The organism is Pseudoroseomonas cervicalis, assembly GCF_030818485.1.
Taxonomy (GTDB): domain Bacteria; phylum Pseudomonadota; class Alphaproteobacteria; order Acetobacterales; family Acetobacteraceae; genus Pseudoroseomonas; species Pseudoroseomonas cervicalis_A.
The window spans coordinates 2,145,187-2,169,799 of the sequence record NZ_JAUTAJ010000004.1 but is presented as its reverse complement, the minus strand read 5'-3'; the positions used below and the strand labels follow the sequence as shown (position 1 = coordinate 2,169,799).

General features: G+C 73.1%; 23 protein-coding genes. 12 read left to right on the top strand and 11 right to left on the bottom strand.

Features of this window, described 5'->3' with window-relative positions; all coding sequences use genetic code 11:
- Window positions 1-21 precede the first annotated feature (21 nt).
- Window positions 22-360, bottom strand: a complete 339-nt coding sequence (locus QE401_RS14020; RefSeq protein WP_076959675.1) for a P-II family nitrogen regulator — start codon at window positions 358-360, stop codon at window positions 22-24.
- A gap of 225 nt (window positions 361-585) precedes the next feature.
- On the opposite strand from QE401_RS14020, the gene QE401_RS14015 reads away from it, so the two are divergent.
- Window positions 586-1,833, top strand: coding sequence for a UbiH/UbiF/VisC/COQ6 family ubiquinone biosynthesis hydroxylase (locus QE401_RS14015; protein WP_307138798.1), 1,248 nt, complete (start codon window positions 586-588; stop codon window positions 1,831-1,833).
- 80 nt (window positions 1,834-1,913) lie between these two features.
- Here QE401_RS14015 and QE401_RS14010 read toward each other — a convergent pair whose 3' ends face one another.
- The gene (locus tag QE401_RS14010; protein WP_307138797.1) at window positions 1,914-2,879 is read right to left on the bottom strand and encodes an EF-hand domain-containing protein; all 966 of its coding nucleotides are present in this window, start codon (window positions 2,877-2,879) and stop codon (window positions 1,914-1,916) included.
- Window positions 2,876-4,474: a hypothetical protein gene (locus QE401_RS14005; RefSeq protein WP_307138796.1), complete on the bottom strand. Its 1,599-nt coding sequence runs from the start codon at window positions 4,472-4,474 to the stop codon at window positions 2,876-2,878. Before QE401_RS14005 ends, QE401_RS14010 begins: the two co-directional genes overlap by 4 nt.
- Window positions 4,475-4,623: 149 nt before the next feature.
- Here QE401_RS14005 and QE401_RS14000 point away from each other — a divergent pair, with 149 nt between their 5' ends.
- The 6 genes from QE401_RS14000 to QE401_RS13975 all read left to right on the top strand — a co-directional run bounded on the left by QE401_RS14000 (window position 4,624) and on the right by QE401_RS13975 (window position 10,893).
- Window positions 4,624-5,595 carry a Bug family tripartite tricarboxylate transporter substrate binding protein gene (locus QE401_RS14000; RefSeq protein ID WP_307138795.1) on the top strand — a complete coding sequence of 324 codons (972 nt, stop codon included), beginning with the start codon at window positions 4,624-4,626 and terminating at the stop codon, window positions 5,593-5,595.
- Window positions 5,595-6,098 carry a tripartite tricarboxylate transporter TctB family protein gene (locus QE401_RS13995; RefSeq protein WP_307138794.1) on the top strand — a complete coding sequence of 168 codons (504 nt, stop codon included), beginning with the start codon at window positions 5,595-5,597 and terminating at the stop codon, window positions 6,096-6,098. Before QE401_RS14000 ends, QE401_RS13995 begins: the two co-directional genes overlap by 1 nt.
- A gap of 4 nt (window positions 6,099-6,102) precedes the next feature.
- Window positions 6,103-7,605 carry a tripartite tricarboxylate transporter permease gene (locus QE401_RS13990; RefSeq protein WP_307138793.1) on the top strand — a complete coding sequence of 501 codons (1,503 nt, stop codon included), beginning with the start codon at window positions 6,103-6,105 and terminating at the stop codon, window positions 7,603-7,605.
- 90 nt (window positions 7,606-7,695) lie between these two features.
- Window positions 7,696-8,310: a hypothetical protein gene (locus QE401_RS13985; RefSeq protein ID WP_307138792.1), complete on the top strand. Its 615-nt coding sequence runs from the start codon at window positions 7,696-7,698 to the stop codon at window positions 8,308-8,310.
- Window positions 8,311-8,407: 97 nt separating this feature from the next.
- Window positions 8,408-9,418 (top strand): dienelactone hydrolase family protein, encoded by a 1,011-nt coding sequence (locus tag QE401_RS13980; protein WP_307138791.1) that lies wholly within the window; start codon window positions 8,408-8,410, stop codon window positions 9,416-9,418.
- Between the two features lie 74 nt (window positions 9,419-9,492).
- On the top strand, window positions 9,493-10,893 hold the full coding sequence (locus tag QE401_RS13975; RefSeq protein WP_307138790.1) for a pentapeptide repeat-containing protein: 1,401 nt from the start codon (window positions 9,493-9,495) through the stop codon (window positions 10,891-10,893).
- Window positions 10,894-10,982: 89 nt separating this feature from the next.
- On the opposite strand, the gene QE401_RS13970 is transcribed toward QE401_RS13975, so the two are convergent.
- Window positions 10,983-12,446, bottom strand: coding sequence for a VCBS domain-containing protein (locus QE401_RS13970; protein ID WP_307138789.1), 1,464 nt, complete (start codon window positions 12,444-12,446; stop codon window positions 10,983-10,985).
- A 159-nt stretch (window positions 12,447-12,605) separates the two neighbouring features.
- Here QE401_RS13970 and QE401_RS13965 point away from each other — a divergent pair, with 159 nt between their 5' ends.
- Complete coding sequence (locus QE401_RS13965; RefSeq protein WP_307138788.1) at window positions 12,606-12,872, top strand: DksA/TraR family C4-type zinc finger protein; 267 nt, start codon at window positions 12,606-12,608, stop codon at window positions 12,870-12,872.
- 11 nt (window positions 12,873-12,883) lie between these two features.
- On the opposite strand, the gene QE401_RS13960 is transcribed toward QE401_RS13965, so the two are convergent.
- From QE401_RS13960 to QE401_RS13950, 3 genes are all read right to left on the bottom strand, one after another.
- Entirely contained in the window at window positions 12,884-13,957 is a 1,074-nt protein-coding gene (locus QE401_RS13960) for a PQQ-dependent sugar dehydrogenase (RefSeq protein ID WP_307138787.1), read from the bottom strand.
- 115 nt (window positions 13,958-14,072) lie between these two features.
- Window positions 14,073-14,405: a thioredoxin TrxA gene (gene trxA, locus QE401_RS13955; protein ID WP_307138785.1), complete on the bottom strand. Its 333-nt coding sequence runs from the start codon at window positions 14,403-14,405 to the stop codon at window positions 14,073-14,075.
- 141 nt (window positions 14,406-14,546) lie between these two features.
- The gene (locus QE401_RS13950; protein ID WP_307138784.1) at window positions 14,547-15,440 is read right to left on the bottom strand and encodes a LysR family transcriptional regulator; all 894 of its coding nucleotides are present in this window, start codon (window positions 15,438-15,440) and stop codon (window positions 14,547-14,549) included.
- Window positions 15,441-15,545: 105 nt separating this feature from the next.
- On the opposite strand from QE401_RS13950, the gene QE401_RS13945 reads away from it, so the two are divergent.
- Window positions 15,546-16,415, top strand: coding sequence for an NmrA/HSCARG family protein (locus QE401_RS13945; RefSeq protein ID WP_307138783.1), 870 nt, complete (start codon window positions 15,546-15,548; stop codon window positions 16,413-16,415).
- A 36-nt stretch (window positions 16,416-16,451) separates the two neighbouring features.
- A complete protein-coding gene (locus QE401_RS13940; protein WP_307138782.1) occupies window positions 16,452-16,925 on the top strand; it encodes an SRPBCC family protein in 474 nt (157 codons plus the stop codon).
- Window positions 16,926-17,007: 82 nt separating this feature from the next.
- On the opposite strand, the gene QE401_RS13935 is transcribed toward QE401_RS13940, so the two are convergent.
- Window positions 17,008-19,161, bottom strand: coding sequence for a YjbH domain-containing protein (locus QE401_RS13935; protein WP_307138781.1), 2,154 nt, complete (start codon window positions 19,159-19,161; stop codon window positions 17,008-17,010).
- Window positions 19,162-19,406: 245 nt separating this feature from the next.
- Between QE401_RS13935 and QE401_RS13930 the strand changes: the two genes are divergently transcribed.
- Together QE401_RS13930 and QE401_RS13925 are read left to right on the top strand one after the other, a co-directional pair.
- Window positions 19,407-20,063: a DUF1028 domain-containing protein gene (locus tag QE401_RS13930; protein WP_307138780.1), complete on the top strand. Its 657-nt coding sequence runs from the start codon at window positions 19,407-19,409 to the stop codon at window positions 20,061-20,063.
- 264 nt (window positions 20,064-20,327) lie between these two features.
- Window positions 20,328-21,500, top strand: a complete 1,173-nt coding sequence (locus tag QE401_RS13925) for a M20 aminoacylase family protein (protein ID WP_307138779.1) — start codon at window positions 20,328-20,330, stop codon at window positions 21,498-21,500.
- 157 nt (window positions 21,501-21,657) lie between these two features.
- Here the strand turns inward: QE401_RS13925 and QE401_RS13920 are convergent, their stop codons facing one another.
- The 3 genes from QE401_RS13920 to QE401_RS13910 all read right to left on the bottom strand — a co-directional run bounded on the left by QE401_RS13920 (window position 21,658) and on the right by QE401_RS13910 (window position 24,592).
- Window positions 21,658-22,401: a 2OG-Fe dioxygenase family protein gene (locus QE401_RS13920; RefSeq protein WP_307138778.1), complete on the bottom strand. Its 744-nt coding sequence runs from the start codon at window positions 22,399-22,401 to the stop codon at window positions 21,658-21,660.
- Window positions 22,398-23,708, bottom strand: a complete 1,311-nt coding sequence (locus tag QE401_RS13915) for a hypothetical protein (RefSeq protein WP_307138777.1) — start codon at window positions 23,706-23,708, stop codon at window positions 22,398-22,400. The genes QE401_RS13920 and QE401_RS13915 overlap by 4 nt, the downstream gene beginning before the upstream one ends.
- A 92-nt stretch (window positions 23,709-23,800) precedes the next feature.
- Window positions 23,801-24,592: an AraC family transcriptional regulator gene (locus tag QE401_RS13910; protein ID WP_307138776.1), complete on the bottom strand. Its 792-nt coding sequence runs from the start codon at window positions 24,590-24,592 to the stop codon at window positions 23,801-23,803.
- Window positions 24,593-24,613: the final 21 nt, after the last annotated feature.

Genomic DNA, 24,613 nt, shown 5'->3' with positions numbered 1-24,613 from the left:
TCTGGGTGGCGGGGAGCGGCGTCACAGCGCCGAGGCGTCCGTCTCGCCGGTGCGGATGCGCAGGGCGCGCTCCACATCCAGCACGAAGATCTTGCCGTCGCCGATCTTGCCGGTGCGGGCGGTCGAGGCGATCGCCTCCACCACCGCGTCGACCAGGTCGGCGGGCACCGCGACCTCGATCTTCAGCTTGGGCAGGAAGGAGACATGGTATTCCGCGCCGCGGTAGATCTCGGTCTGGCCCTTCTGCCGGCCAAACCCCTTCACCTCGGTCACGGTCAGCCCCTGCACGCCGAGCGGGGTGAGCGCCTCGCGCACCTCGTCCAGCTTGAAAGGCTTGATGACGGCCATCACCAGCTTCATGCGCTGCGGTCCCCTCTGTACTTCCGCGTAGCTGTCGCTTCCTGATGCGAGCGGCGTGCCAGAGCGGGGTGCGATCCGCGAAAAGCCTGGAAACCGTTGCGGACGGGAAATTGGACAGCGGTCTGCCCAGAGTCTGCGCAGAAGATCTGCCTATGGAATGGGCAAAGGCGGTGCCGGCCGGCGCCGCCCCTTCCGCCGCGCGGCGGGCGCCCCCACAATGGCGGCATGACCCAGACGATCGACGTGGCGGTGTGCATCATCGGTGCCGGCCCGGTGGGGGCGACGCTGGCCACCGCCCTGGCCAGCCAGGGCCTGGCCTGCGCCGTGGTGGACCGCGCGCCCCTGCCGCCCATGGAGCTGCCGGAATTCGACGGCCGCGCCTATGCCATCGCCCGCACCAGCCGCAACCTGCTGGAGGCGGCGGGGGTGTGGCAGCACCTGCCCTGGGCGCCGGGGCCGATCCACCGCATCCGCTGCGCCGACGGCCTGCCGGGCGAGGCGCCGAGCCCCCTGATGCTGCATTTCGACGCCGCCGGCAGCGGCGCGGAGGCCTTTGGCTGGATGGTCGAGGCGCGGGCGCTGCGCATGGCGCTGAATGCCCGCATGCGCGAGCTGGCGCATCTGACGGTGCGCGCCCCGGCCGAGGCGCGGGTCGAGCGGCAGGCGGATGGCGCGCTGGTGCGGCTTTCCACCGGCGAGACGCTCCGCGCCCGGCTGGTGGTCGCCGCCGAGGGGCGGCACAGCCCGCTGCGCCGCCAGGCCGGCATCGGCACTGCCGGCTATGATTACCGCCAGCTCGGCATCGTCGGCGCCATCGCGCATGAGCGCCCGCATGGCGAGGAGGCGCTGGAGCAGTTCCTGCCGCATGGCCCCTTCGCCCAGCTGCCGCTGGCGCCGACGCCGGAGCATCCCCATGCCTCGGCCATCGTCTGGTCGGAGAAGCGGGCGATCGGCGAGCGGGTGCTGGCCCTGCCGGACGCGGAATATGGGCGCGAGATCCAGCGCCGCATGGGCGACCATCTGGGCAAGGTGACGCCGATCGGCCGCCGCTGGTCCTATCCGCTGAGCGCGATGCACGCGCTGCGCTACACCGATACGCGCCTGGCCCTGGTGGGGGATGCGGCGCATGGCATCCACCCGATCGCCGGGCAGGGGCTGAATCTGGGCTTCCGCGACGCCGCGGCGCTGGCCGAGCTGCTGCTGCAGGGCGGCGATCCGGGCGATGCGGCGCTGCTGGCGCGCTACCAGGCGGCGCGGCGGCCGGATGCGCTGCTGATGCTGGGCGCCACCCATGCGCTGGAGCGGCTGTTTGGCAACAGCCTGCCGCCGCTGCGCCTGGCGCGGCGGCTGGGCATGGCGGCGGTGGACCGCATGCCGCGGCTGAAGGCGGCCTTCGCCCGCCGCGCCATGGGCTTCGGCGCCGTCACCGGCAGCCTGATGCAGGATCGCGGCCCGGCGCTGCCCGGCGCCTGATTTTTTCAGTCGGTGGCGCCGCCGGGCCGGCGGCGCCGCGGGCCGGTGCCGCGGTCCCGGCCGGGTTCAGCCAGCCGGCCTCACTGGCCCAGCAGCAGATTGTCCAGCAGGCTGCGCAGCACCGTCACGCCCTCCTGCACCCCTTCCAGCCGCAGCGGCCGGCCGGCCTCGCTGCCCAGCGCGCGGGTGAAGCCGGCGCGGTCCTGGCCCAGCTCGGCGGCGGAGAGCTTGCCGTCGCCATCGTAATCCAGGCTCTCCAGGGCGAAGCGGGCGATGGCGACACCGGCCAGCAGCCCGCCGCCGCCGGCGGCCAGCACATTCTCCGGCGCCGCATCCTCGGCCGCCGCCAGCACCCAGGTCAGGCCGCGCACCAGCCGGGCGATCTCGGCCACCGAGAGCAGCCCGTCGCCGGAGACATCGCCGGCGGCGACGAGGGCCGAGACGCAGGGGCCGATGGCGGCGCCGGGCGCGCCGCAGGCGGCCTCCAGCCCCTCCAGCGCGCCGAGGAAGGCCAGCCCCTCGCCATGCAGGGCGGCGAATTGCAGCGGCGGGCTGGGGCAGCGGCGCCAGCCCTGCAGCGGCGTCTCGCCCGGCAGCCGGTCGTCGCGCAGCTTGGCGTCGGGCTCGGCCGTCTCCAGCGCATTGGCATCGCCGCGCAGCAGGATGCGCGGCGCCTCGGCGCCACGGCCGGTGCCGACATGCCAATCCTGCTGCCGCCGCGTCTCGGCGAAGCGGATCAGCCGCGCCGGGCCGTCGGCCGGCAGCCGCGCCACGGCGCGGGCGGTGACCTGCAGCATGGCGCGCGGCGCGGCGCATTCGCCGGCGAACCAGGCGCCGCGCAGCGCCGGCGGCACCGGCAGCAGGGCGGGGGGCAGCAGCGCGGGGCCGGCCGATGCGGCCGGGGCCGGGGCCGGGGTGGGGGCGGGCGCCTGGGCCCAGCCCGGCGTTGTCAGAAGCAGTGGGGCCAGCAGCGGCGCCGCCAGCAGGCCGCCCAGCAGGGCGCGGCGGAAGCGGGAGGCGCGGCGCGGCGCGGCGGGCAGCATCATGGCAGGGTCACCTCGGTGCCGGAGCACAGCGCGAAATCCGGCCGGTCGATCTCCAGCCCGTTGCGGAACACGGCGCGCAGATGGCCGCGGCAGCCCACCGCCTCGGGCGGCTGGAAATCCAGCGTCTCGCCGCGGCCGAGCACGGTGGCGCCGAGCCGGTCCGGCCCGCGCGGGCTGCCGGCGGCATCGACATAGAGCTCGACCAGCGGCGCCGGGCCGGTGTTGCGGAAGCGCACGCTGCCCTCGCGCGGCGGGCCCTGCTCGATCGGGCCGGCGCCCTGGTCCAGCCGCTCGGCCAGCGTCCAGCCCGGGCGCAGCACGATCAGCCCGCTGTCGCAGATATTGACGGCGCGCCGCTCCTCCGCCCCGCCATTGGCGAAGACGATGCGCAGATCGATCTCGCAGCCGGCGCGCAGCACCAGCTCGGCGCGGGTGCCGCGCTCCAGCGGGCCGGAGGGCAGCCGGTCCTCGCCCCAATCGGCATCGTCGGTGGCCGAGGCGTAGAGCTCCTGCACCGGCGCGCCATGCCGGTTGACCAGGGTGAAGGCGCGTTCCGGCGCGCGCGGGATGCCGCTGCCGTCGAAGGTGATGCGCTGGCCGCTGCACAGATCGGCGCCCGGCTTCTCCTCCGCCGTGTCGTCGTCATAGACGGCGCGCAGATCGACCTGGCAGGCGCGGCTGCGCAGCCGCAGGCGGAAGCTGTTGCCGCCATCGACCATGACGGCGCCCAGCCGGTCCGGGCCCCAGCGATTCTCGCCGCTGCCGGTGGCGCCGCCCGGCATGGCGAACAGGTTGCGCAGGCTGCGCGAGGTGGCGTTCACCACCTCGGCCTCGCGCCAGGGCACCGCCGGGTCGCCGAACACCACGCGGTTGCGGCGGCAGAGATCGACGCGGCGGCGCTCCTCGGTGCTGTCATCCTCGAACACCGCGGTCAGGTCGAAGACGCATTCGCGGGTGCGCCCCAGCCGCAGGGTGAAGCTGCCCTCGGGCGGCACGATCTCCGCCCCCAGCCGGTCCGGGCCGCGCCCGGCGCCGCTCGGCATGGCGTAGAGCTCGCGCAGCATCAGGTCGGTGTCGTTGACCACCGCCGCCTCGCGCAGCGGCGCCGTCGGGTCGCCGAAGGTGACGCGCGGCGTGCGGCAGAGATCGAGGCCGCGCTTCTCCTCCGTGCTGCCATCCGACAGCACGGCGCGCACATCGAACAGGCAGAGCCGCTGGCGGCCGAGCGGCACGCGCAGCGTCGCACCCGAGGGCAGCGTGTCCTGGCCCAGCCGGTCGGGGCCCGGCTCCACGCTGCCGGCGGGGGCGATGTAGAGCTCGCGCAGGCCGAGGCCGAGCTCGTTCACCACCAGCGCCTCGCGCTCCTGCGGGCGGTCGGCCGGGCGCTGCTGCTGGGGCGGCTGCGGCGCCGGGTTGCGCGGCTGCGCCCAGGCGGGGGCGGGCAGCAGCAGCCGCGCCAGGCCCTCGGCCAGGGGAAGCGCCAACGGGACGGCCGGCGCCGCCACCGGCCCGATCCCGGGACCGGCGGAGGGCGGCCGCGTCACCGGCAATGATGCCAGAAGCAGGGCCAGCATCACCCCCACGCGAAGCCGCATCCAGACCCATCTCCCAAAGCCGTGCGCAGCATGCGAGGGGCCATGCTGCGGTGCAAGCCGCGGCATGTCGGAGGCTTCACTTTACGCTTTGCCGTGGCGCGGATATCGCACACCGTAGAAAGAGTTAACGAAAGCCTGGAGGAACTTCCATGTTGCGCCGCACCTTCCTGAGCGCCGCCGCCACCGGCCTGGCCCTGCCCTGGCTGCCCGGCGCCGCCCGCGCGCAGCAGCAGCAGCGCTTCGCGACCCTGCATGTCTTCATCCCCGCCGGCCCCGGCGGCGGCTGGGACGGGCTCGGCCGCGCCATCGAGCAGGTCGGCCGCCAGGCCGGCATGGTCGGCAATTTCCAGTTCGAGAATGTCGGCGGCGCCGGCGGCACGGTCGGCCTGCCGCGCTTCATCCAGCAGCGCCGCGGCCGCGAGGGCAGCATCATGATCGGCGGCGCCGTCATGGTGGGCTCGGTGCTGGCCAACCGCTCGCCGGTCGGGCTGAAGGATGTCACGCCGATCGCGCGCATGACCACCGAACCCGGCATCATCGTGGTGCCGGCCAGCAGCGACATCCGCGACCTGAAGGGCTTCCTGGAGGCGCTGAAGACCAATCCGGGCGCCACTTCGGTCGCCGGCGGCAGCGCCGGCGGCATCGACCACATCCTGCTCGGCCTGCTGCTCAAGAGCCAGGGCCGCTCGGCCAAGGACGCCTCCTATGTCGCCTTCGCCGGCGGCGGGCCGGCCCAGGCCGCCATCCTTGGCGCCCAGGTCAAGGCCGGCATCTCCGGCGTCTCGGAATTCGCCGAGCAGATCAAGGCCGGCCGCATGCGGGCGCTCGCCACTTCCGGCGAGACGCGCAGCCTGCCCGATGTGCCGACGCTGAAGGAGAGCGGCATCGACATCACGCTGGGCAATTGGCGCGGCGTGTTCGGCCCGCCCGGCATCCGGCCGGAGACGCGGGCCGAGCTGCTGCGCTTCGTCACCGATCTGCGCGCCCTGCCGGCCTGGAAGGAGCTGATGGAGCGCCAGGGCTGGGAGGACGCGTTCCTCGGCGGCGACGAGTTCGGCGAATTCCTCAAGCGCGACGAGGCGGCCACCGCCGAGGTGCTGCGCGAGGTCGGCCTCATCTGATGGCGCCGCGCGGCGGCGGCCGGCTCCTGCCCGGAGCCGGCCCGGATCTCGCGGTCGGGCTGTTCGTCCTCGCCCTCGGCCTGCTCTGCCTGTGGCAGGCCTGGGCGATCCCGGTCACCCCGCTCTACGCCCAGGTCGGGCCGAAATTCATGCCGAGCCTGGTGGGGGCGCTGGTGCTGGCGGTGGGGGCCGGGCTGACGCTCGCCGCCCTGCGCGGCGGCTGGTCGCGCGACCTCGAGGAGGTGCAGGAGGCGCCGCCCACCAATTGGCGCGCCCTCGGCCTGCTCGGCGCGGGGCTGCTGGCCAATCTGGTGCTGATCGATTCCCTGGGCTTCGTCTTCGCCGCCACGGCGCAGTTCGTGCTGGTCGCCGCCGCCTTCGGCAGCCGCCACCCCTTGCGCGACCTGGCGATCGGCGCGGTGGTGACGCTCGGCGCCTATCTCGCCTTCGACAAGCTGCTCGGCGTGAATATCGGCGCCGGCATCCTGGAAGGGATCCTCTGACACCATGGATGTCTGGTCCGGCCTGTCCTTCGGCTTCGGCAATGCGCTGACGCTGACCAATCTCGGCTGGGCGCTGCTCGGCTGCTTCCTCGGCACGGCGATCGGCGTGCTGCCGGGCATCGGCCCGGCGCTGACCATCGCGCTCCTGCTGCCGATCACCTTCCAGGTCTCCGCCACCGGCGCCTTCATCCTGTTCTGCGGGGTGTTCTACGGCGCCATGTATGGCGGCTCGACCACCTCGATCCTGCTGAACACGCCGGGCGAATCGGGCTCGATCATCACCGCGCTGGAAGGCGCGAAGATGGCCAGGAACGGCCGCGCCGGCCCGGCGCTGGTCACCGCCGCCGTCGGCAGCTTCGTCGCCGGCACCATCGGCACGCTGGGGATTTCCTTCCTCGGCCCGATCGTCGTCGAGCTGGCCCTCAAGCTGGGCCCGGCCGAGTATTTCGCGCTGATGGTGCTGTGCTTCGTCACCGTCTCGGCGGTGCTCGGCGGCTCGGCGCTGCGCGGGCTGACCTCGCTCGGCCTCGGCCTGCTGATCGGCCTGGTCGGCATCGACCTGCAGACCGGCCAGCCGCGCCTGACCTTCGGCATCCCCGAGCTGCTCGACGGCATCGATGTGGTGCTGGTGGCCGTCGCCCTCTTCGCGGTGGGCGAGACGCTCTACCTCGCCTGGCGCCATGTCGAGGGCAAGCAGGAGGTGCGCGAGGTCGGCCGGCTGATGATGACGAAGGAGGACTGGAAACGCTCCACCGGCCCCTGGCTGCGCGGCGCGCTGCTGGGCTTCCCCTTCGGCGTCATGCCCGCCGGCGGCACCGAGATGCCGACCATGCTGAGCTACTATGCCGAGCGGAAGCTGGTGCGGAAGGAGCATCTGCACGAATTCGGCACGACCGGCGCCATCGAGGGCGTGGCCGGGCCGGAAGCGGCCAACAACGCCGCCGCCGCCGGCGTGCTGGTGCCGATGCTCACCCTGGGCCTGCCGACCTCGGCCACCGCCGCCATCATGCTCTCGGCCTTCCAGTCCTACGGCATCCAGCCCGGGCCGATGCTGTTCACCACCCAGGCCGAGCTGGTCTGGACGCTGATCGCCTCGCTCTACATCGCCAACATCATGCTGGTGGTGCTGAACCTGCCGCTGGTGGGCCTCTGGGCGCGCATCCTGAAGATCCCGGTGCCGCAGCTCTATGCCGGCATCCTGGTCTTCGCCACCATCGGCACCTATGGCATCAGCAACTCGGTGGTCGACCTGATGCTGCTCTACGGCATCGGCATCATCGCCATGTTCATGCGCCGCTTCGACTTCCCGACCGCGCCGGTGGTGATCGGCATGATCCTGGGGCCGATGGCCGAGCAGGCGCTGCGCCAGGCGCTGACCATCAGCCAGGGCGACTGGACCACCTTCGTCACCCGCCCCGTCTCGCTCTCCATCCTGCTGCTGGCGATACTGGCGCTGGTCGGGCCGCGGCTCTGGGCGGTGCTGTCGCGGCGCCGCGCCGCGGCCTGAGGAATTGAGGGGGCTCTGCCCCCTCAAACTCCCCCGGCAGGGGACAGGGTCCCCTGCACCCGCCTTCAGCCGCCCCGTCGCAGGCCCGCCTTGCCCGATCAGACCACCCCCTACTTCTCCCAATGGGAAACGCCCGGCATGACGCTGGCCGTGCTCGCCGAGGGCGCCGAGCGCGCGCTGCTGCGCGACCCGGCCTGGCGCGGCTCCGGCGCCGCCAGCATCGAGGAATATGCGCGCTGGGCCGGGCATCTCTGCGGCATGGCCTGCCTGAAGATGCTGCTGGCAGCCCGCAGCGGTGTGGCGCATCCGATCCTGGAGCTGGCGCGCGGCTGCGCCGCCGAGGGGGGCTATGTCGAGACGCCGGAGGGCGACATCCGCGGCCTGATCTACGCGCCCTTCGTCACCTATGTGGCAAAACGCTTCCGGCTCCAGGCGGAAATCCGGCTGGATCTGGCGGCGGAGGATCTGCCGGCGCTGCTGCCGCCGGGCGGCTTCTTCCTGGCCTCGGTGCACAAGGACATCCGCTGGCCGGAGCGCGTGCCGCCGCAGCGCGGCGGGCATCTGGTGCTGGTCACCCGGGCGACGCCGGAGGCCATCACCTTCCACAACCCCTCCGGCCACGAGCCCGCCGCGCAGGCGGATGTGGCACTGCCGCCTGCGGTGTTCGGCCGCTTCTTCGCCGGGCGCGGCATCCTGCTGCCCTGACCGGGCCGGCCTGCTTGGCAGGACGGAGGAAAAAGCGCTTTGCTCGCAGCCTGACCGGGGCGTTCGCAAGACCCCGGCAAGCCCCGAGGAGACGCCCATGCATCCCCGCCGCCGCGCCCGCTTCCTGCCGCCGCTCGCCCTGACCCTGGCGGTCATCGCCGGCCCCGCTGCCGCCCAGCCGGCGCAGCCCGCCCCCGCCGAGCGCCGCGCCATCGCAGCGAGGGTCGAGCTGCACGCCATCCCGACCCGCACCATGAGCGATTCGGATTTCCTGGCCGGCCGCGCCGAGGCCGGGCAGCCCGTCACCACCGCCGGCGAGTTCCGCATCGCCCAGGGCACGGGCCGGCTGCCGGTCGTGGTGCTGATGCATGGCTCCGGCGGCATCGGGCCGAATATCGAGATGTGGTCGCGCCTGCTGAACGCCCAGGGCATCTCGACCTTCGCCATCGACGGCTTCACCGGGCGCGGCCTGGTCAGCACCAGCACCGACCAGGCGCGGCTCGGCCGGCTGAACCTGATCCTCGACATCTATGGCGCGCTCGGCATCCTGGCGAAGCATCCGCGCGTCGATCCGCAGCGCATCGTGCTGATCGGCTTCTCGCGCGGCGGGCAGGCGGCCTTCTACGCCGCCATGCAGCGCTTCCACACGCTGTGGAACCGATCGGGCGCCGATTTCGCCGCCTACATCCCCTTCTACCCGGATTGCGCCACCCGCTACATCGACGACACGAAGCTGGTCGCCCGCCCGGTGCGGCTGATCCATGGCGAGGCGGATGACTATAACCCGCTGCGCAGCTGCGCCGCGCAGGTGGAGCGGCTGAAGGCGGCCGGCGCCGATGTCACGCTGACCACCTATCCCGGCGCGCATCACGGCTTCGACACGCCGCTCTCCGACAGCCCCGCGGTGGCCACCAATTCCCAGACGGTGCGGGAATGCAGCATCGAGGAGCGCGCCCCCGGCCAGCTGATCAACACCGCGACCGGCCAGCCCTTCGCCTACACCGATGCCTGCGTGCAGCTGAACCCGCAGGTCGGCGGCGATCCGGCGGCGCGGGAGGCCTCGCAGCGGGCGGTGCTGGAGGCGGTGATGGCGGTGGTGCGGAAATAGCCGCACTGCCATGCTGGGGGCGGACGAGGTTGCGCGGAGGCGATGTGCGCCAGGCTTTTCGTTGGATCGGCCCGGTGCTGCGCCGCCTGGCCCTGGTGCTGCTCGGCCTGCTGGCTGCCCCGGGCATGGCGGCTGCCTGCAGCTGCGCTCCGCCCCGGCCCCCCCATGAATCGATCCCGCGGACGCCCTTCGCCTTCAGGGGTGAGATCGTCGCGCTGCAACAGGGGCGGCGTGACGCCCTGACCTTCGTCATCGCGACGGTCAGGGTGCTGGAAGACCTGAAGGGTGACATCGGGCCAAGCATCGAACTGGTGCAATCGAGTCATGATGTGTGGCGCAGAGTGGGATGTGGTTTTCCTTTTCCCTTCGAGATCGGCTGGCAAGGGCTGATCTATGCGGAGGTGCCGGGTGAACACGATGCGAGCGCCGGCCTGCTGCCTGCGCCGGACAGGCTCAGCACCAATGGCTGCTTGATGGCCCAGACCTACCCAAGGACGGGCATCGTCTGGCAGCTGCGGGAATGGCGTGACCGGCGGCGGGCGATCGAGGCGGCCCTCCGTCAGTCGCCGGACTCACCGGCGCTGCTGCTCGAGCGGGCGCGGATCGTCGAGAGTATGGAGGGCCCCGAGGCCGGCGCGGTGCTGTACCGGGCGCTGATCGCGCGCGATCCCGGGGCCCTGGCCCCGCAGCTGGCGCTGCTGCAGTCCCTGGCGGCGACCCAGTGGCAAAACCCGAGCAAGGAGTTCCCTCTGCTGCGGTTGCGGATCGCGGCTCTGGCCCCCGGCGATGCCGCGGTCGAGTCGCAGATCGCGCGGGCCCGTTTCGTGGCCAGGGAGTACCGGGTGGCGAGGGGGCGCCGCGATTTTCGCGGCTGGGCGGTGGACAGCCTCCGGCTGGACCATGCCCTGCCCGGCCTCGATGTCAGCCAGGCCCGGCTTGGCGAGTTCATGCTGTATTCCGGCGATTGGCGCCAGGCCAGGCTGGCGGAGGCCGAGATCGACAACCTCATCTTCGAGATGGGCCCGCTCCATGGCGGAATTGTCGATCTGCGTGGCGCCGACCTGACCGGATTGGCGGTGAATCGCGGCAGCATGCTGCGCGCCCGGCTCGACGATGCGCGGCTGGACAGGGTGCGGCTGAACCGGGTGACGCTGCACCGGGCCAGCCTGCGCGGCATCAGCGGCCAGGATGCCAGGCTGGAAGGCGCGGTGATGACCGAGGTCGATCTCTCCGGCGCCCGGCTTCTGGACGCCGATCTGCGCCGCGCCGATCTGCGCCGGGCGGTCTTCGGCCAGGCATCGCTGCGGCATGTCGATCTGCGCGAGGCCCGGCTCGAAGGCGCCGATCTCTCCGAGGCCCGGATCGAGCGCAGCCTGTTCGACGGCGCGACCTATGACGATGTGACCCGCTGGCCCCGGGGCGTCGATCCGGCGGCGCTGGGGGCGCGGAGGCAGGAAGACCTCGCCAGCCCCTGAGCCCGCCCGTTCGGGAACAGGGGCGAGAGACGCTGCAAGGCCTGCGAGCAGGCAGGGAAGGCGGCGGGACGCGACCCCGCCGCCCGCTGTCAGAACAGCGCGTCGGCGCCGGCGAAGGCCAGGATGTCGATGCTGACCATGTGCGGCGTGCCGTCCAGGCTGCGGATGGTGATGACGTCGGTGAGGTCGTCATGCGCCTGGCCCGGGGTGACGCCGAGCTCGGCATTGCCGGTGAAGCGGTACTCCCAATCGCCCTGCGCGGTCAGCTCCAGCCAGCCATAGAGCCCGTCATGGCGGCCGGCCTGCAGCGTGCTCTCGCCGCGGTCCGGGTCGTAATGATAGGTGACCTCGCCGGACACGCCGGGGCCCGCCGCCTCGTCCACCACGCCGCGCGTCTCGCCCGTGAACACCGCCGGATCGTTGCGGCCCTCGATGGTGATGCTCACCACCACCTCGTCCTGGCCGACCGTGCGCAGGGTGAAGCGCTCCTCCACCACCTCGCCCTCGCGCAGATACTGGTACAGCTCGGGATCGACGGTGTAGCTCCAGCTGCCATCCGGCGACAGGCGCAGCCGGAAGGGGCCGCCGGCGGTGTCGATCACCGGCGCGTTCAAGGCCTCGCGCCCATCGGCCAGGACATAGACGGTGCGGCCGCCGAAAGTGGCATCCATGCCGGATTCCAGCGGATCCACATCCTGCACGGTGATGCGGCCGATGAGCGTGGTGCCGCTGTCCTCGTCGGTGCTGCCGGTGAGGCGGCCGGAGATGCTGGCGGCGGTGCCGCTGCTGAGCGCGCGGCCCTCGGCCTGGCCGTATTCCAGGTAGTGGCGCAGCGGGTCGATGCCGGCCGCCGCCACATCCGGGTTCTGCGCCAGATAGACCTTGGTGATGAAGCTGCGCGAGGCGGCCGCACCCTCCCGCCAGCCCTGCTCCGAATAATGCGCCAGCGGGTCGGCGCCGATCTCCACCAGCGCCGGATGCTGCTGCAGGTAGAAATCGGCATCGAAGAAGGCGTTGGCGTCGCGCGCCTCGTGCCGGCCCCAGAGCAGATAGTGCTCCAGCGGGTTGATGCCGGCTTCCGCCACATCGGCATTCTGCGCCAGGTAGAAGCTGGTGTCGAAGAGCGGGTTGGGATCGCGCCCCTCCTTCCAGCCGAAGGCCAGGTAGTGCTCGACCGGGTTGATGCCGGCCTCGCGCACATCCTGGTTCACCCGCAGATAGTAGGCGCCGTCGAAGAGCGAGCCGGTGGTCCGACCCTCCTTCCAGCCGAATTGCGCGTAATGCGTCTCGGCTGACATGCCGGCGGCCAGCACATCGGTGTTGGCCAGGTAATAGGCCAGCTCGGGGATCAGCGGCGTGCCGGTGTTGACCGGCAGGCCGGCGATGCTGACCGCCTCCGGCGCGAAGGTCAGCACGCCGGAGCGGCCGATGAAATAGGTCAGCACCCCATAGTGGAAGCCGACCGAGATCGCCGAATCCGCCACGAACTGCCCGTTTTGGATATGGTAGAAGAAATAGCCGAGATTCTTCTCGCGGCTGATCTCGTAGGACATGGCGTGGCCTTCGGCAGGATTGCGGCGCTGCGCCGGGATGGGCGGTGCCAGGGCTGATCATTGCGATTCTGCCATGTTTTCCGCTCGCCGCCAACCTGCGGCCATGCTTGGTCCGCACCGCGCCGCTCCCCATATCCCTGGCCGAGGAGAACGGGAAAAATGGCCAGCGGCTGGGCCCCGGACGGGGCGGTGCAGGACCAGATCGACGACACGGTGACCGATGCGGTGCTGCGCGCCCGCGCCCGGCTCTCGGCCGGGGGTGGTGGCAACCTGCATTGCGAGGAATGCGGCGAGGAGATCCCCGAGGCCCGCCGCCGCGCGCTGCCGAATGCGCGCACCTGCGTGCCCTGCCAGTCGGAGCGCGATGCGCGCCCCGCCGCCTTCGGCATCAACCGGCGCGGCAGCAAGGACAGCCAGCTGAAATAGGCGCCGGCCGGCTATTCCGCCGGCTCGATCCGCAGGATGCGGCCGCGCGCCTCGTCGGTCAGCAGGTAGAGAAAACCCTCCGGCCCCTGCAGCACCTGGCGCAGCCGCTGCTGGCCCCAGAGCAACTGCTCCTCGGCGGTGATGCGCTCGCCCTCCAGGGTCAGCCGCAGCAGGCCGGCGCTGCTCAGCGTCGCCAGGAACAGGTTGCCGCGCCAGGCGGGGAAGGCGTCGCCCGTGTAGAAGGTGCCGCCGGAGGGGCTGATGGCGGGCGTCCAAAAGCGCAGCGGGTCCTGCATGTCCGGGCGCGAGGGCGCCTCATGGATCTGCGCGCCGCTATAGGCGGTGCCATGCCCCACCACCGGCCAGCCCAGATTGGCGCCGGGCTCGGGCAGGTTCACCTCGTCGCCGCCGCGCGGGCCCATCTCGATCTCGAAGACCCGGCCGGTCCTGGGATGCACCGCCAGGCCCTGCGGGTTGCGCAGGCCATAGGCGTAGATCTCCGGCCGCGCGCCCTCGCGCCCCAGGAAGGGGTTGCCCGCGGCCGGGCGCCCGTCGCGCTCCAGCCGCAGCAGCTTGCCGGCCAGATCGTCCAGCGCCTGGGCGCGCTCGGGGCGGCTCTGCCGGTCGCCGGTGGAGAGATACAGCTTGCCATCGCCGCCGAAGACGATGCGGCAGCCATAATGGCCATTGCCGGGCTGCGCCGGCGTCGCGTCCAGGATGGGCTGGGCGGCGTCCAGGCTGGCTGCATCGCCCGCCAGCCGCGCCCGCAGCAGCCGCGTGGCATTGCCGCCGCGCAAGGTGACGGCCTGGCAGAGATAGAGCTCGCGCGTCTCGGCGAAATCGGGGGCGAGTTCGATGTCCAGCAGCCCGCCCTGGCCGGCCGCCGCCACCGAAGGCACGCCGGAGAGCGGGGGGGAGAGGCGGCCATCGCGCTCCACCAGCCGCAGCCGGCCGGGGCGCTCGGTCACCAGCAGCCGGCCATCCGGCAGGAAGGCGGCGCCCCAGGGATGTTCGAGGCCTTGCGCGAAGGTGGTGACGCGGAAGCGCGCCGCCTGGCTTTCCGACAGCCGGCCGCCCTGGGCCATGGCCGGGGCCGGCAGGGCGGCGGCGCCGAGGGCGAAGGCCAGCGCGCCGCCCAGCAGGCGGCGGCGCGCGCCCTTCAGCCATGGCGCGCCGGGGTGGCCGGCGCGCCGAACCGGATCAGCGGGCGAGCGCGCCAGCGATCCACTCCTTCATCTGGCTGCGCGGCATGGCGCCGACCTTGGTCTCCACCGGCTTGCCATCCTTGAACAGGATCATGGTGGGGATGCCGCGCACCGCGTAGTCGTTCGGCGTCATCGGATTCTCGTCGATATTGACCTTCGCCACGGTCAGCTGGCCGGCATATTCCTGGGCGATCTCGTCCAGGATCGGCCCGACCATGCGGCAGGGGCCGCACCACTCGGCCCAGAAATCGACCAGGACGGGGCCGGAGGCGCCCAGCACCTCGTCCTTGAAGCTGTCGTCGCTGACGGCCTTGGTGAATTCGCTCATGGGGCAGATTCCTTGGTCCCCGCCAAGGGCGGCGGGGTGTCGTGTTCCGCCGTAAGGTCGTGATCCGCGCCCGCGCGGTCAAGCGGAAGCATGCCGGGGGCGCGTCCGGCGCGGGCGGGCCGCGGCGCCGCACTCGGCCGCTCAGGCCTGCAGATAGGCCGCCAGCTCCTCCGGCCGGCCCTCGGGGAAGGCCTCCCGCAGATGGTCGAGGAAGGCGGAGACCCGCGGGCTCAGCAGCCGGCGGGAGGGGTAGAGCGCCCAGAGGGCGATCTCCGGCCCCTCCAGCTCGCCCCAGCGCCGCAGCCGGCCGGCGGCCAGGTCGCGGCCCACCAGCGACAGCGGCAGGCGGGCGGCGCCCACCCCGGCGCATACCGCGTCGCGCACCATGGCCAGCGAGGACAGGCCGAGCACCGGCCGGGCCACCAGGGTGGCCGGCCCCTCCGGCGCCGCCAGCCGCCAGGACAGATCCTGCTCGGCCGCGCCGCGCACCACCGCCGGGATGGGCGCGCCGTCCACCGGCAGGGCCAGCGCCGGGCTCGCCACCACCAGCAGCCGGTCCCGCAGGATGATGCGGCCGACCAGGCTCTGGGTGGCGGGCGGGTTGATGCGCAGGACCAGGTCATAGCCCTCCTCCACCATGTCCACCGCCCGGTCCTCCGTCGTCACCTCCAGCCGGATCTCGGGGTGCTTCAGGGCGAAGCCGGCCGCCAGCCTGCCCATCGCGGTCTGCGAGAAGAGCAGCGGCGCGCTGATCCGCAGCCGGCCGCGCGGCCGGCCGGCGCCCGGCACGATGGAAGCCGCCGCCTCGTCCAGCTCGGCCAGCAGGGCCGCGGCGCGCTCATAGAGGGCGCGCCCCTCCTGGGTCAGCCGCAGGCGGCGCCCGCCGCGCTCGAACAGGCGCAGCTCGAGGCGCCCCTCCAGCTCCGCCACCCGGCGGGACAGGGTCGCCTTCGGGCGGCCCGCCGCCCGGGCGGCGCGGCCGAAACCCTCATGCCGGGCGACAAGCGTGAAATCGGCCAGGGCCAGCAGATCCATCTGTTCCACCCATGAGACGGTGTGTCCAGATCCATGGTCTATTGGACCATGGGTGGATCGGCAATCTTCGGGACGCCAACCGGAACCCCTTCAGGAGCGATCCCCATGACCATCCTCGTCACCGGCGCCACCGGCACCGTCGGCCGCCACCTCGTCCAGCAGCTTGTCGAGCGCGGCGCGGCGGTGCGCGCCCTGGTGCGCGATCCCGCGGCGGCGCGGCTGCCCGCCGGCGTCGAGCTGGCGCGGGGCGACCTGCTCGACATCGCCTCGCTGCGCGCCGCGCTGTCGGGCGCCTCCTCCCTGTTCCTGCTCAACGCCGTGGTGCCCGACGAAGTCTCGCAGGCGCTGATCACGCTCAACCTGGCGCGTGAGGCCGGCATCGGGCGGATCGTCTATCTCTCCGTCCTCCACAGCGATCTCTACGCCAATGTGCCGCATTTCGCCGGCAAGTTCGGGGTCGAGCGGATGATCGAGCGCATGGGCCTGTCCGCCACCATCCTGCGCCCCGCCTACTTCATGCAGAACGAGGGCATGATCCGCGACGTGGTGCTCGGCCATGGCGTCTATCCGGTGCCGATCGGCCAGAAGGGCCTCGCCATGGTCGATGCGCGCGACATCGCCGAGGTCGCGGCGCTCGAGCTGCTCCGCCGCGAGCGCTCCGCCACGCCGCTGCCGGCGGAGCGCATCAACCTGGTCGGCCCCGAGACGCTGACCGGCACGGATGTCGCGGCCATCTGGTCGGCGCTGCTCGGCCGCCCGGTCGCCTATGGCGGCGACGACACCGCCGGCTTCGAGCGCAATCTCGGCCAGGCCATGCCGGGCTGGATGGCCTACGACATGCGCCTGATGGCCGAGCGCTTCCTCACCGACGGCATGCGGCCCGAGCCCGGCGATGTGGACCGCCTGACCGCGCTGCTGGGCCGCCCGCTGCGCACCTATCGCGGCTTCGCCGCCGAGCTCGCCGCCGCGGCCTGACGCCCATCTCCGCAACCGACAACAAGGATTTCCATCATGATCTATTCGACCGCCACCGTTCCGGTGAACCCGGAGGGCGAGACCCCGCTGACCCGCGACCAGATCTGGCAGGGGCTGGTGCTGAAGGCCCGCGACGCCCAGCTGTTCCTGCCGCCCGGCCTGTGCACAGGCTGCGAGGTGGTGGAGGAGAGTGCCACGCATCTGGTGCGCGAGGCGGTGATCGGCGGCCAGGCGCTGCGCGAGATCATCACCTTCGAGCCGGGCCGCAAGGTCACCTTCTTCCAGGCCACCGGCCCGCGCGAGGGCGCCATCATCAACGAGCTGTTCGAGGACGCCACCGGGGCGCTGCAGCTCCGCTTCTACTGCTATCTGGGCCTGCGGGACCGGGCGCCGGGCGGGGCCGAGGAACAGGCCGAGCAGGCGCAGTTCGATGGCGAGACCGGCTACCGCGCCGCCCTGCTGTCGACGCTGCAGCGCAGCCGCGCGCTGCTGGCCGAGGGGCGGATCTGACCACCCCGCCGGGGCGGGGGGGCCGGGCGATCCGGACCGCCGCCCCGACTCGCCGCCGGGGCCCGCCCGCGCCGCCCGGCCGTCACCGTGCGAAGTCGGTGCTGCCGCGCCGCAGCGCGTCGGCCCGGCCGTCGCGCGTCACCTCCCAGAGCGGGTTGTCGACCGCCAGCATCTGCCCGCCATCGCGCTGGACGGGACGGATCAGCGCCGTGCCGCGGCCGCGGCTCTGCAGCCCGAACAGCTCCAGCGGCACCCGCACATAGATGCCCTTGTCGAAGGAGCCCTCGCCGAAGCGGGCGGCGGAGACATTGGTGAAGGTGGCGAAGCCGCCCACCTCGATGCCGGAATCGAAGCGCCGCCCCAGCTCGATGGTGGTGCCCCAATCGCCCGCCAGATACCGCCCGGCGCGCAGCACGCCATAGAGGTTCCAGACCGGCAAATCGGCATAGGCGGAGAGATGGCCGGTGGCCACCGAATAGCCCAGGAAGCCCAGCTTCTGGTCGTAATCGCGCTGCGCCACCCAGTTCAGGTCGAGGCCGAGGGCGAAGCCGCGCTGGCGCGGGCGCCAGAGCAGCTCGGTGGAGACGCCGCCGAACATCGGCTCCAGATAGCCGGCGCTGGCGCGGGCGAAGAGATCCGGCCCGGCATTCCAGATCCGCTCGGCATAGAGGGTGCCGAGCGCCGTCTTCCCCTGCCGGGCGTATTCGGCGTAGTCGCTGCGCACATGCGGCAGCACGCTGTCCGAGGGCAGCCCGCCCGAGAGATTGCCGATCAGCGCCTGCTGGACGGATCCCCCCAGCGCCCAGCCACCGCCCAGCTCGACCCGGGCCGCCGCCGTGGCGCCGCCCTGCCAGCGCAGGGTGCGCGAAGGGTCGCCCAGCGCCACCGCCAGGCGTGGCCCCAGCTCCCAGCTCCAGGCCAGGCCCGGGCCGCGCACCGCCCCGGGCGCCAGCGCGCCGGTCGCCGGCAGCAATTCGCTGGCCGCCCAGGCCTCCTCGGGGCTGGCGCGGCCGGTGAGGGCGGCGGCCAGGGTGGCGCGGGGGATTTCCAGCACCGCCACCTCCGCCCCGGCCTGCCACCAGCGCAGCCGCAGCATGGCGACAGACGCCGGCAGCACCGGCTGCGCCGCCCGCAGCACCCGGCCCGCGATCTGCGCCAGGGTGCGGTAGGGGCCGCCGGCGATGGCGATCTCCGCCACCACGCCGTCCTGCCGATAGGCCAGCGGGCGGAAGCCGGCCTGTTCCAGCGCGGCGAACAGGGTCTCGGCGGTCAGCGCCTGGCGCTCGGGATCCTCCGGGGGCGGCAGGGAGGGGCCGCCGCGCCAGGCGGCGTCCGGGCGCGGCGCCAAGGGCGGGGCAGGGGGCAGGGGGCGCGCCGGCGGATCGTCCGGGTTCAGCCGCAGCGAGAGCCGCACCAGCAGATCGGTGCCATGGACCCAGTGCAGCCCGGCATCCAGCCACTCATTCGACCATTGCAGGCCGAGATTGACGCGCGAATCGGCCTCGCCCCGCAGCCCGGTGCGGCGGGCGGGATAGCCGCCGCGCTCGTCGCGCAGCGCGTCGGCGCTCCATTCCAGCTTGAGCCGGAGCCCCTCCACCGCGCCCCAGGGGGTGGGCAGCGGCGGCGCCGACCATTCCACCCCGGCGAAGGGCGCCATGTCCTCGCCGCGGAACCAGCCGCTCTGCACCTGGCCGCCGCGGCCGACACGGCGCGGCCGGTCGCGGAACCGGTCGGAGCCCAGCGCCAGCGGGCTGGTCCAATCCCCGCCCGAGGCCAGCCGCCCCCAGCCCAGCCCGGCGGTGATATCGAAATCCCAGAAGCGCTTGGAGGCGACGACATACTCCCCGGCATAGATCCCTGTGCCGATGAAATCCTGCAGCCCGATGGCGACGGCCGGCAGGTACTCGCTCTCCTGCAGCAGGCGCAGCTTCAGGTCGAAGGCGCGGTCGGTGGTCATGCCGGCGCCGCTGGTGCCGTCCAGCCGCTCGGTCAGGCGGAAGGTGGTCTCCAGGAAGGGCAGGGCCTGGAAATTGACGAACCAGAAGCGGCGCTGGTGGCGCAGAGCGGTACCGCCCTCCAGCGTGCCATCCGGGCGGAAGCGCGCATTGCGCATTTCGATCAGCCCGACACCGCCGAAATCGCCCCCCGTGGCCGGCACCTCCTGCGCCCGCGCCAGGGGGGTGCCGCCGAGCAGCAGAGCCGCCGGCAGCAGCCCCGCCAGCAGCAGGCGCCGCACCCGGCGTCCCCCCCGGCGCCCGGCCTTCCCCCCGGCCGACACCGCCCCGCCTGACACGATTCCGCCTGGCACTGCCCCATCCAGGCCCGAAGGCCGTCCCCACCCATCCGTGACCGGTTTCGCTTAAACTCACGGTTCCGTGAGAATCATGCCATGTCGGTCCCGCAACGGCCAGTGGAAACCGTCCCCGCCGGATGGACAAGCCCAATGGACAAGCCTCACGACCGCGCCTTGAATGCCGGGCCATGACCTTTTCCCTGATCGGCCGTTGCGCGCGCACCGGCCAGTTCGGCGCGGTGGCCACCACCTCCGGCCTGTGCATCGGCTCCCGCGTGCCCTTCCTGGCGGCCGGGGTGGGCGGCGTGCTGACGCAGCACCGCACCGACCCCCGCCTCGGCCCGCGCGGCCTCGACCTGCTGCGCAGCGGCTGCACGGCGCAGGAGACGGTGGCGGCGCTGACCGCCAGCACCCCGCATCATGGCTGGCGGCAATACGCGGCGATCGATGCCGCCGGCCGCACCGCGCATTTCCACGGCGCCCGGGTGAAGCCCGCGCACAACGCCGCGCACGGCACCGACTGCGTCGCCATCGGCAACATCCTGGCCAGCGACCAGGTGCCGCAGGCCATGGTCGACGCCTTCCTGGCCGAGCCCGAGGCACAGCTCGGCGACCGGCTGCTCGCCGCCCTCGAGGCCGGCGAAGCCGCCGGCGGCGAGGGCCGCCCCCTGGTCTCCACCGTGCTGCTGATCGTCCACCGCGAGAGCTTCCCCTACGCCGATCTGCGCATCGATTCCGACCCCGCCCCGATCGCCGCGCTGCGCCGGCTCTGGGCCGCCTACAAGCCGAACCTGGACGAATACGTCCTGCGCGCCGTGGACCCCGACACCGCCCGCGGCGGCTAGTTTTTCCGGGCTGCCGCCGTCTGGGGGAGAGGCGGGACGCTTTTCTTTCGGGCTGCCGCTGCCTGACGGGGAAGCGGGCCGCTTCACTGGGCCGGCGTGACCCGGCGCAGTGCAGCGACCGCCGTCAAAGCCATGACTGTTTTTTTTGTCAGGCTGCCGCCGTCGGGTTGAGAAGCGGGGCGCTGCACTGGGCTCAGGTGAGTCCGGCACCGTGCAGCGACCGTCGTCTCGGCCATGGCCGGCAGTCGAAAGAAAGGAAAGAAAATGCCTGTTCCGAACCGCATTGCCGATTTCGCGCCCGAGATGATGGAGTGGCGCCGCGACATCCACACCCATCCGGAGCTGGGCTTCGAGGAGGTGCGCACCAGCGCCATCGTCGCCGAGAAGCTGGCGAGCTGGGGCATCGAGGTGCATCGCGGCATCGGCCGAACCGGCGTGGTGGGCGTGCTGAAGGGCGCGCGCGAGGGTTCGGGCAGCATCGGGCTGCGCGCCGACATGGACGCGCTGCCGATGACCGAGGTGAACGAGTTCGCGCATCGCAGCCAGATCCCCGGCAAGATGCATGCCTGCGGCCATGACGGGCACACGGCGATGCTGCTGGGCGCGGCCAAGTACCTGGCCGAGACGCGCAATTTCGCCGGCACCGTCAACTTCATCTTCCAGCCCGGCGAGGAGGGCTATGCCGGCGCCGCCGAGATGATCAAGGACGGGCTGTTCGAGCGCTTCCCCTGCGACGCCGTCTACGGCATCCACAACGACCCGACCGCGCCGCTCGGCACCACGCGCGCCGTCGCCGGCGTGGTGATGGCCAATTCCGACATCCTGGCGATCCGCATCAAGGGCCGTGGCGGCCATGGCGCGCAGCCGCACCGCACGGTGGACCCGGTGCTGGTCGGCGCCCAGGTGGTGGCCGGGCTGCAGGCCATCGCCAGCCGCCGCACCGATCCGCTGGACAGCGCCGTCGTCTCCATCACCCAGTTCCATGCCGGCAGCGCCGACAATGTCATCCCCGGCGAGGCCGAGCTGCGCGGCACGGTGCGCACCCTGACCGCGGCGACGCGCGACGCGGTGGAGAAGGCCATCGAGGAGATCGCCACGCTGACCGCCCGCGCGCATGGCGCCGAGGCGGTGGTGGAATACACCCGCCTCTACCCCGCCGCCGTGAACCACGAGGAGCAGACGAACCGCGCCGCCCGCGCCATCGGCGCCGTGGTGGGCGAGGACAAGGTGGTGCGCGCCGCGCCGCCGGTGATGGGCGGCGAGGATTTCGCCTTCATGCTGCAGCAGCGCCCCGGTGCCTTCCTGTTCGTGGGCCAGGCCGGCCGCGACGGCAAGGGCGGCACGCCGGTGCACAATGCCGGCTACGACTTCAACGACGACCTTCTGCCGGTGGGCGCCGCCTACTTCGCCCGCCTGGTCGAACAGGAACTTTCTTGACGCTGCCGGTCATGGCTCAGACGACGGGCGCTGCACTGCGCCGGGTCGCTCCGGCCCAGTGGAGCGTCCCGCTTCTCCACCGGACGGCGGCAGCCTGACAGAAAAAAGATGGGGGTCCGGGGGAATTCATTCCCCCGGCCTTTCGCCCGATCTTCTTTCAGCCTTCCGCCTTGAAGGTCAGCACCAGCACGTCGCGATAGCCCGGCTGCGATGGGTCGATCGGTTCGATCGGCGTCACGCCGTGCCAGACGCGGTGGTCGTCGAGCAGCACGCTGTCGAGGGGCTGTTCCAGGGTGAAGCTCTGTTCGCCCGGCTGGCCGTCGACGCGGATGCCGGTGGTGCCGCCGGCGACGTTGTGGCGGCCGATCAGCGTGACCAGCACGAAATCCACGCCGTCGCGGTGCATGCCCTCGGGGGTGGGCTTGCCGGCCTCCTGGGCGCGGGCCTGGATGCGGAACTGGTGCATCTCGACCAGCCAGGTGGTGTCCGGGCGCAGCGAGTCGAAGGCGCTGCGGGCGCCGTCCAGCAGCGCGGCCAGGGCCGGGCTGGTGGCGATGTCTTCCGCCACCGGGGCGAACCAGCGCTGGATGCCGCCATTCAGCGGGTTGTGCTCGGTGGTCTGGTAGTGCGGGCGGTCGGGCAGGCGTGTGGCGGCGTGGCCGGGGGCGGCGCGGAAGGCGGCGTGGCGGCGCAGCCGGTAGCGGCCGCCATCGGCCATATGCGCATCCGGCTCCAGCGCGGCCCAGCTGGCGGCGAAATGCGCCCAAGGCTGGCCGGAGAGCGTGTCGCCCTCCGCGCCGGGGGCGGTGGTGTCGAACAGGGCGCGCGCCGCGGCGCCGGGCAGGGCCAGATAGCCCGCGGCCTGCAGCGTGGCGGTGATGTCGTCATGCGGTCGGGTCATTGCCGGGTCGCCTGTTCCAGGAAGCGCAGCAGCGCCGCCATGTCCTCGGGGTCGCCCACGATCTGCACCGGCATGCGGGTGCCGGGGGTGACGATGTCGGGGCCGCGGGTGAAGAGATCGGCCACGCTCTCCTTCGTCCAGACGATGTCGCCGCGGGACAGACGCTCGGAATAGGCATAGCCGGGCAGCGCGCCCATGCGGCGGCCGAACAGATTGCCCAGATGCGGCCCGGCCTTCAGGTCCGGCTGGCCGGCGGGGGGCGCGGTCAGGCTGTGGCAGGCGCCGCAGGCGCGGAACACCCGAGCGCCTTCCATGTCGAGCCCGGCCTGGCGCGGGGTGGCGGGCGGCGGCGGCTCGGCGCCGAGGGCGATGCCGCGCGCCGTGTCATAGGCGCGCAGCCGGCGGTCGGCGCCGGCGGCGTAGAGCAGGCTGCCATCCGGGCTGAAGGCCAGCGCCCAGAGCGCCTGCCCGGCCGAGGCCAGGCTGTGGCGCAGCCGCCCCTCGGGCAGCGACCAGAGGAAGATGCCCCCCGCCGGGCCGGTGGCGGCCAGCAGCGCGCCATCGGCGCTGGCGGCGAGCGCGGTGACCGGGCTGCGCCCGGCCTCCAGATGGCGCGGCGCGCCGGAGGAGCTGGTCAGCCGCACCACGCCATCCACCCCGGCGCTGGCCAGGGTGCCGCCGGGCAACGCCAGCAGGGCGGTCTGCGGCAGGCCGAACTGGCCGAGCAGCTGCGGCGGCCCCTCGGCCGGCCAGCCGCGCAGCGTGCCATCGGCGCCGGCGGTGACGGGCAGCCCATCGGCGCGGAAGGCGGCGCCGGTGACCTGGCCCTGATGGCCCTCCAGGATGCGGGGCGCCGCATCGCCGGAGAGCGGCCAGAGCCGCGCCGTGCCGTCCCAGCCGGCGGAGAGCAGCAGGCCCGGCCGTGCCGCCAGCGCGGCGATGGCGCCGTCATGGCCCTCCAGCACCCGCTCCGGCTCCGGGCCGGGCAGGGCGGGCCAGAGGGCGATGCGGCCATCCTCCCCGGCGCTGGCGAAGCCGCCGCCGGGCAGGGGGGCCAGCGCCTGCACCGCGCCCTGGTGCCAGCGTGTCACCGCGCGCGGGGCGGAAAGGTCGGGCGGCCAGAGGATCACCGCCTGGTCGAAGCCGCCCGAGGCGACGCTGCCATCCGGCGCCACGGCCAGGGCGCGCACCGGGGCGCCGTGCAGCGGCAGGGTCTGCGCCGCGGCCGGGGCGGCGACAGCCCAGCTCAGCAGCAGGGAGGCCAGCAGCAGGGAAGCCAGCGGGGGCAGGGCTGGGCGAAGCGGCATGGCGGCAAGATGGGCCGGGCAGGCGGGGGGCGAAAGCCGCCGGGGCCAGAAATTTCCGCCACCGCATCGGCGGCGGGGGCGCGGGGTGCGGCTCAGCGCGGCCCGCGCGCCTGCCCCGGCGTCACGCCGAAGGCGGCGCGATAGGCGGCGCCGAAGGCGGGGGCGCTGGCATAGCCGATGCGCGCCGCCACCTGCGCCGGGGGCAGCCCTTGCGCCAGCAGGGCGGCGGCCTCGGCCAGGCGCCAATGCTGGCGCCAGGTGCCGAAGCTCATGCCGGTCTCGGCGCGGAAATGCCGGGCCAGGGTGCGCGGGCTGGCGCCCACCGCCTCGGCCCAGCCTTCGAGGGTCAGCGGGCTGGCCGGGTCGGCCTGCAGCGCGGCGGCCAGGCGCCGCAGCCGGGCGTCGCGCGGCCAGGGCACGCCGAGCGGCAGGGTGGGGGCGCGGGCGATCTCGTCCAGGATCAGCGCGGCCAGGTGGCCGGCGCGGCCCTCCGGGTCCCATTCCGGGGGTTCCTCGCAGGCGGCCAGGATCAGCTCGCGCAGCAGGGGGGAGACGGCCAGCACCGCGACGCCGCCCGGGCCCAGCCGCGCCGCATCCTCGCGCAGGAACAGGGCGCGCATGGCGACGCTGCCCTGGGTCGCCACCGCATGCGGCAGGCCGGCCGGCACCCAGAGGGCGCGGCCCGGCGGCACGACGAAGGCGGCGGCGTCGGTGGTGATGCGCATCACCCCATGGCTGGCATAGATCAGCTGCACCCGCCGATGCGCGTGGCGGGGGGTGGCGCTGTGATCGGCATAGTCGCGCCGGAAGCCGGCCAGCGGGCGGTCCACCGCATCCTGGGGCAGCTGGCTGTCGGGGATGATGGCGAAGGGATTTTGGCGCATTGGCGACATGATGTGGCCGGA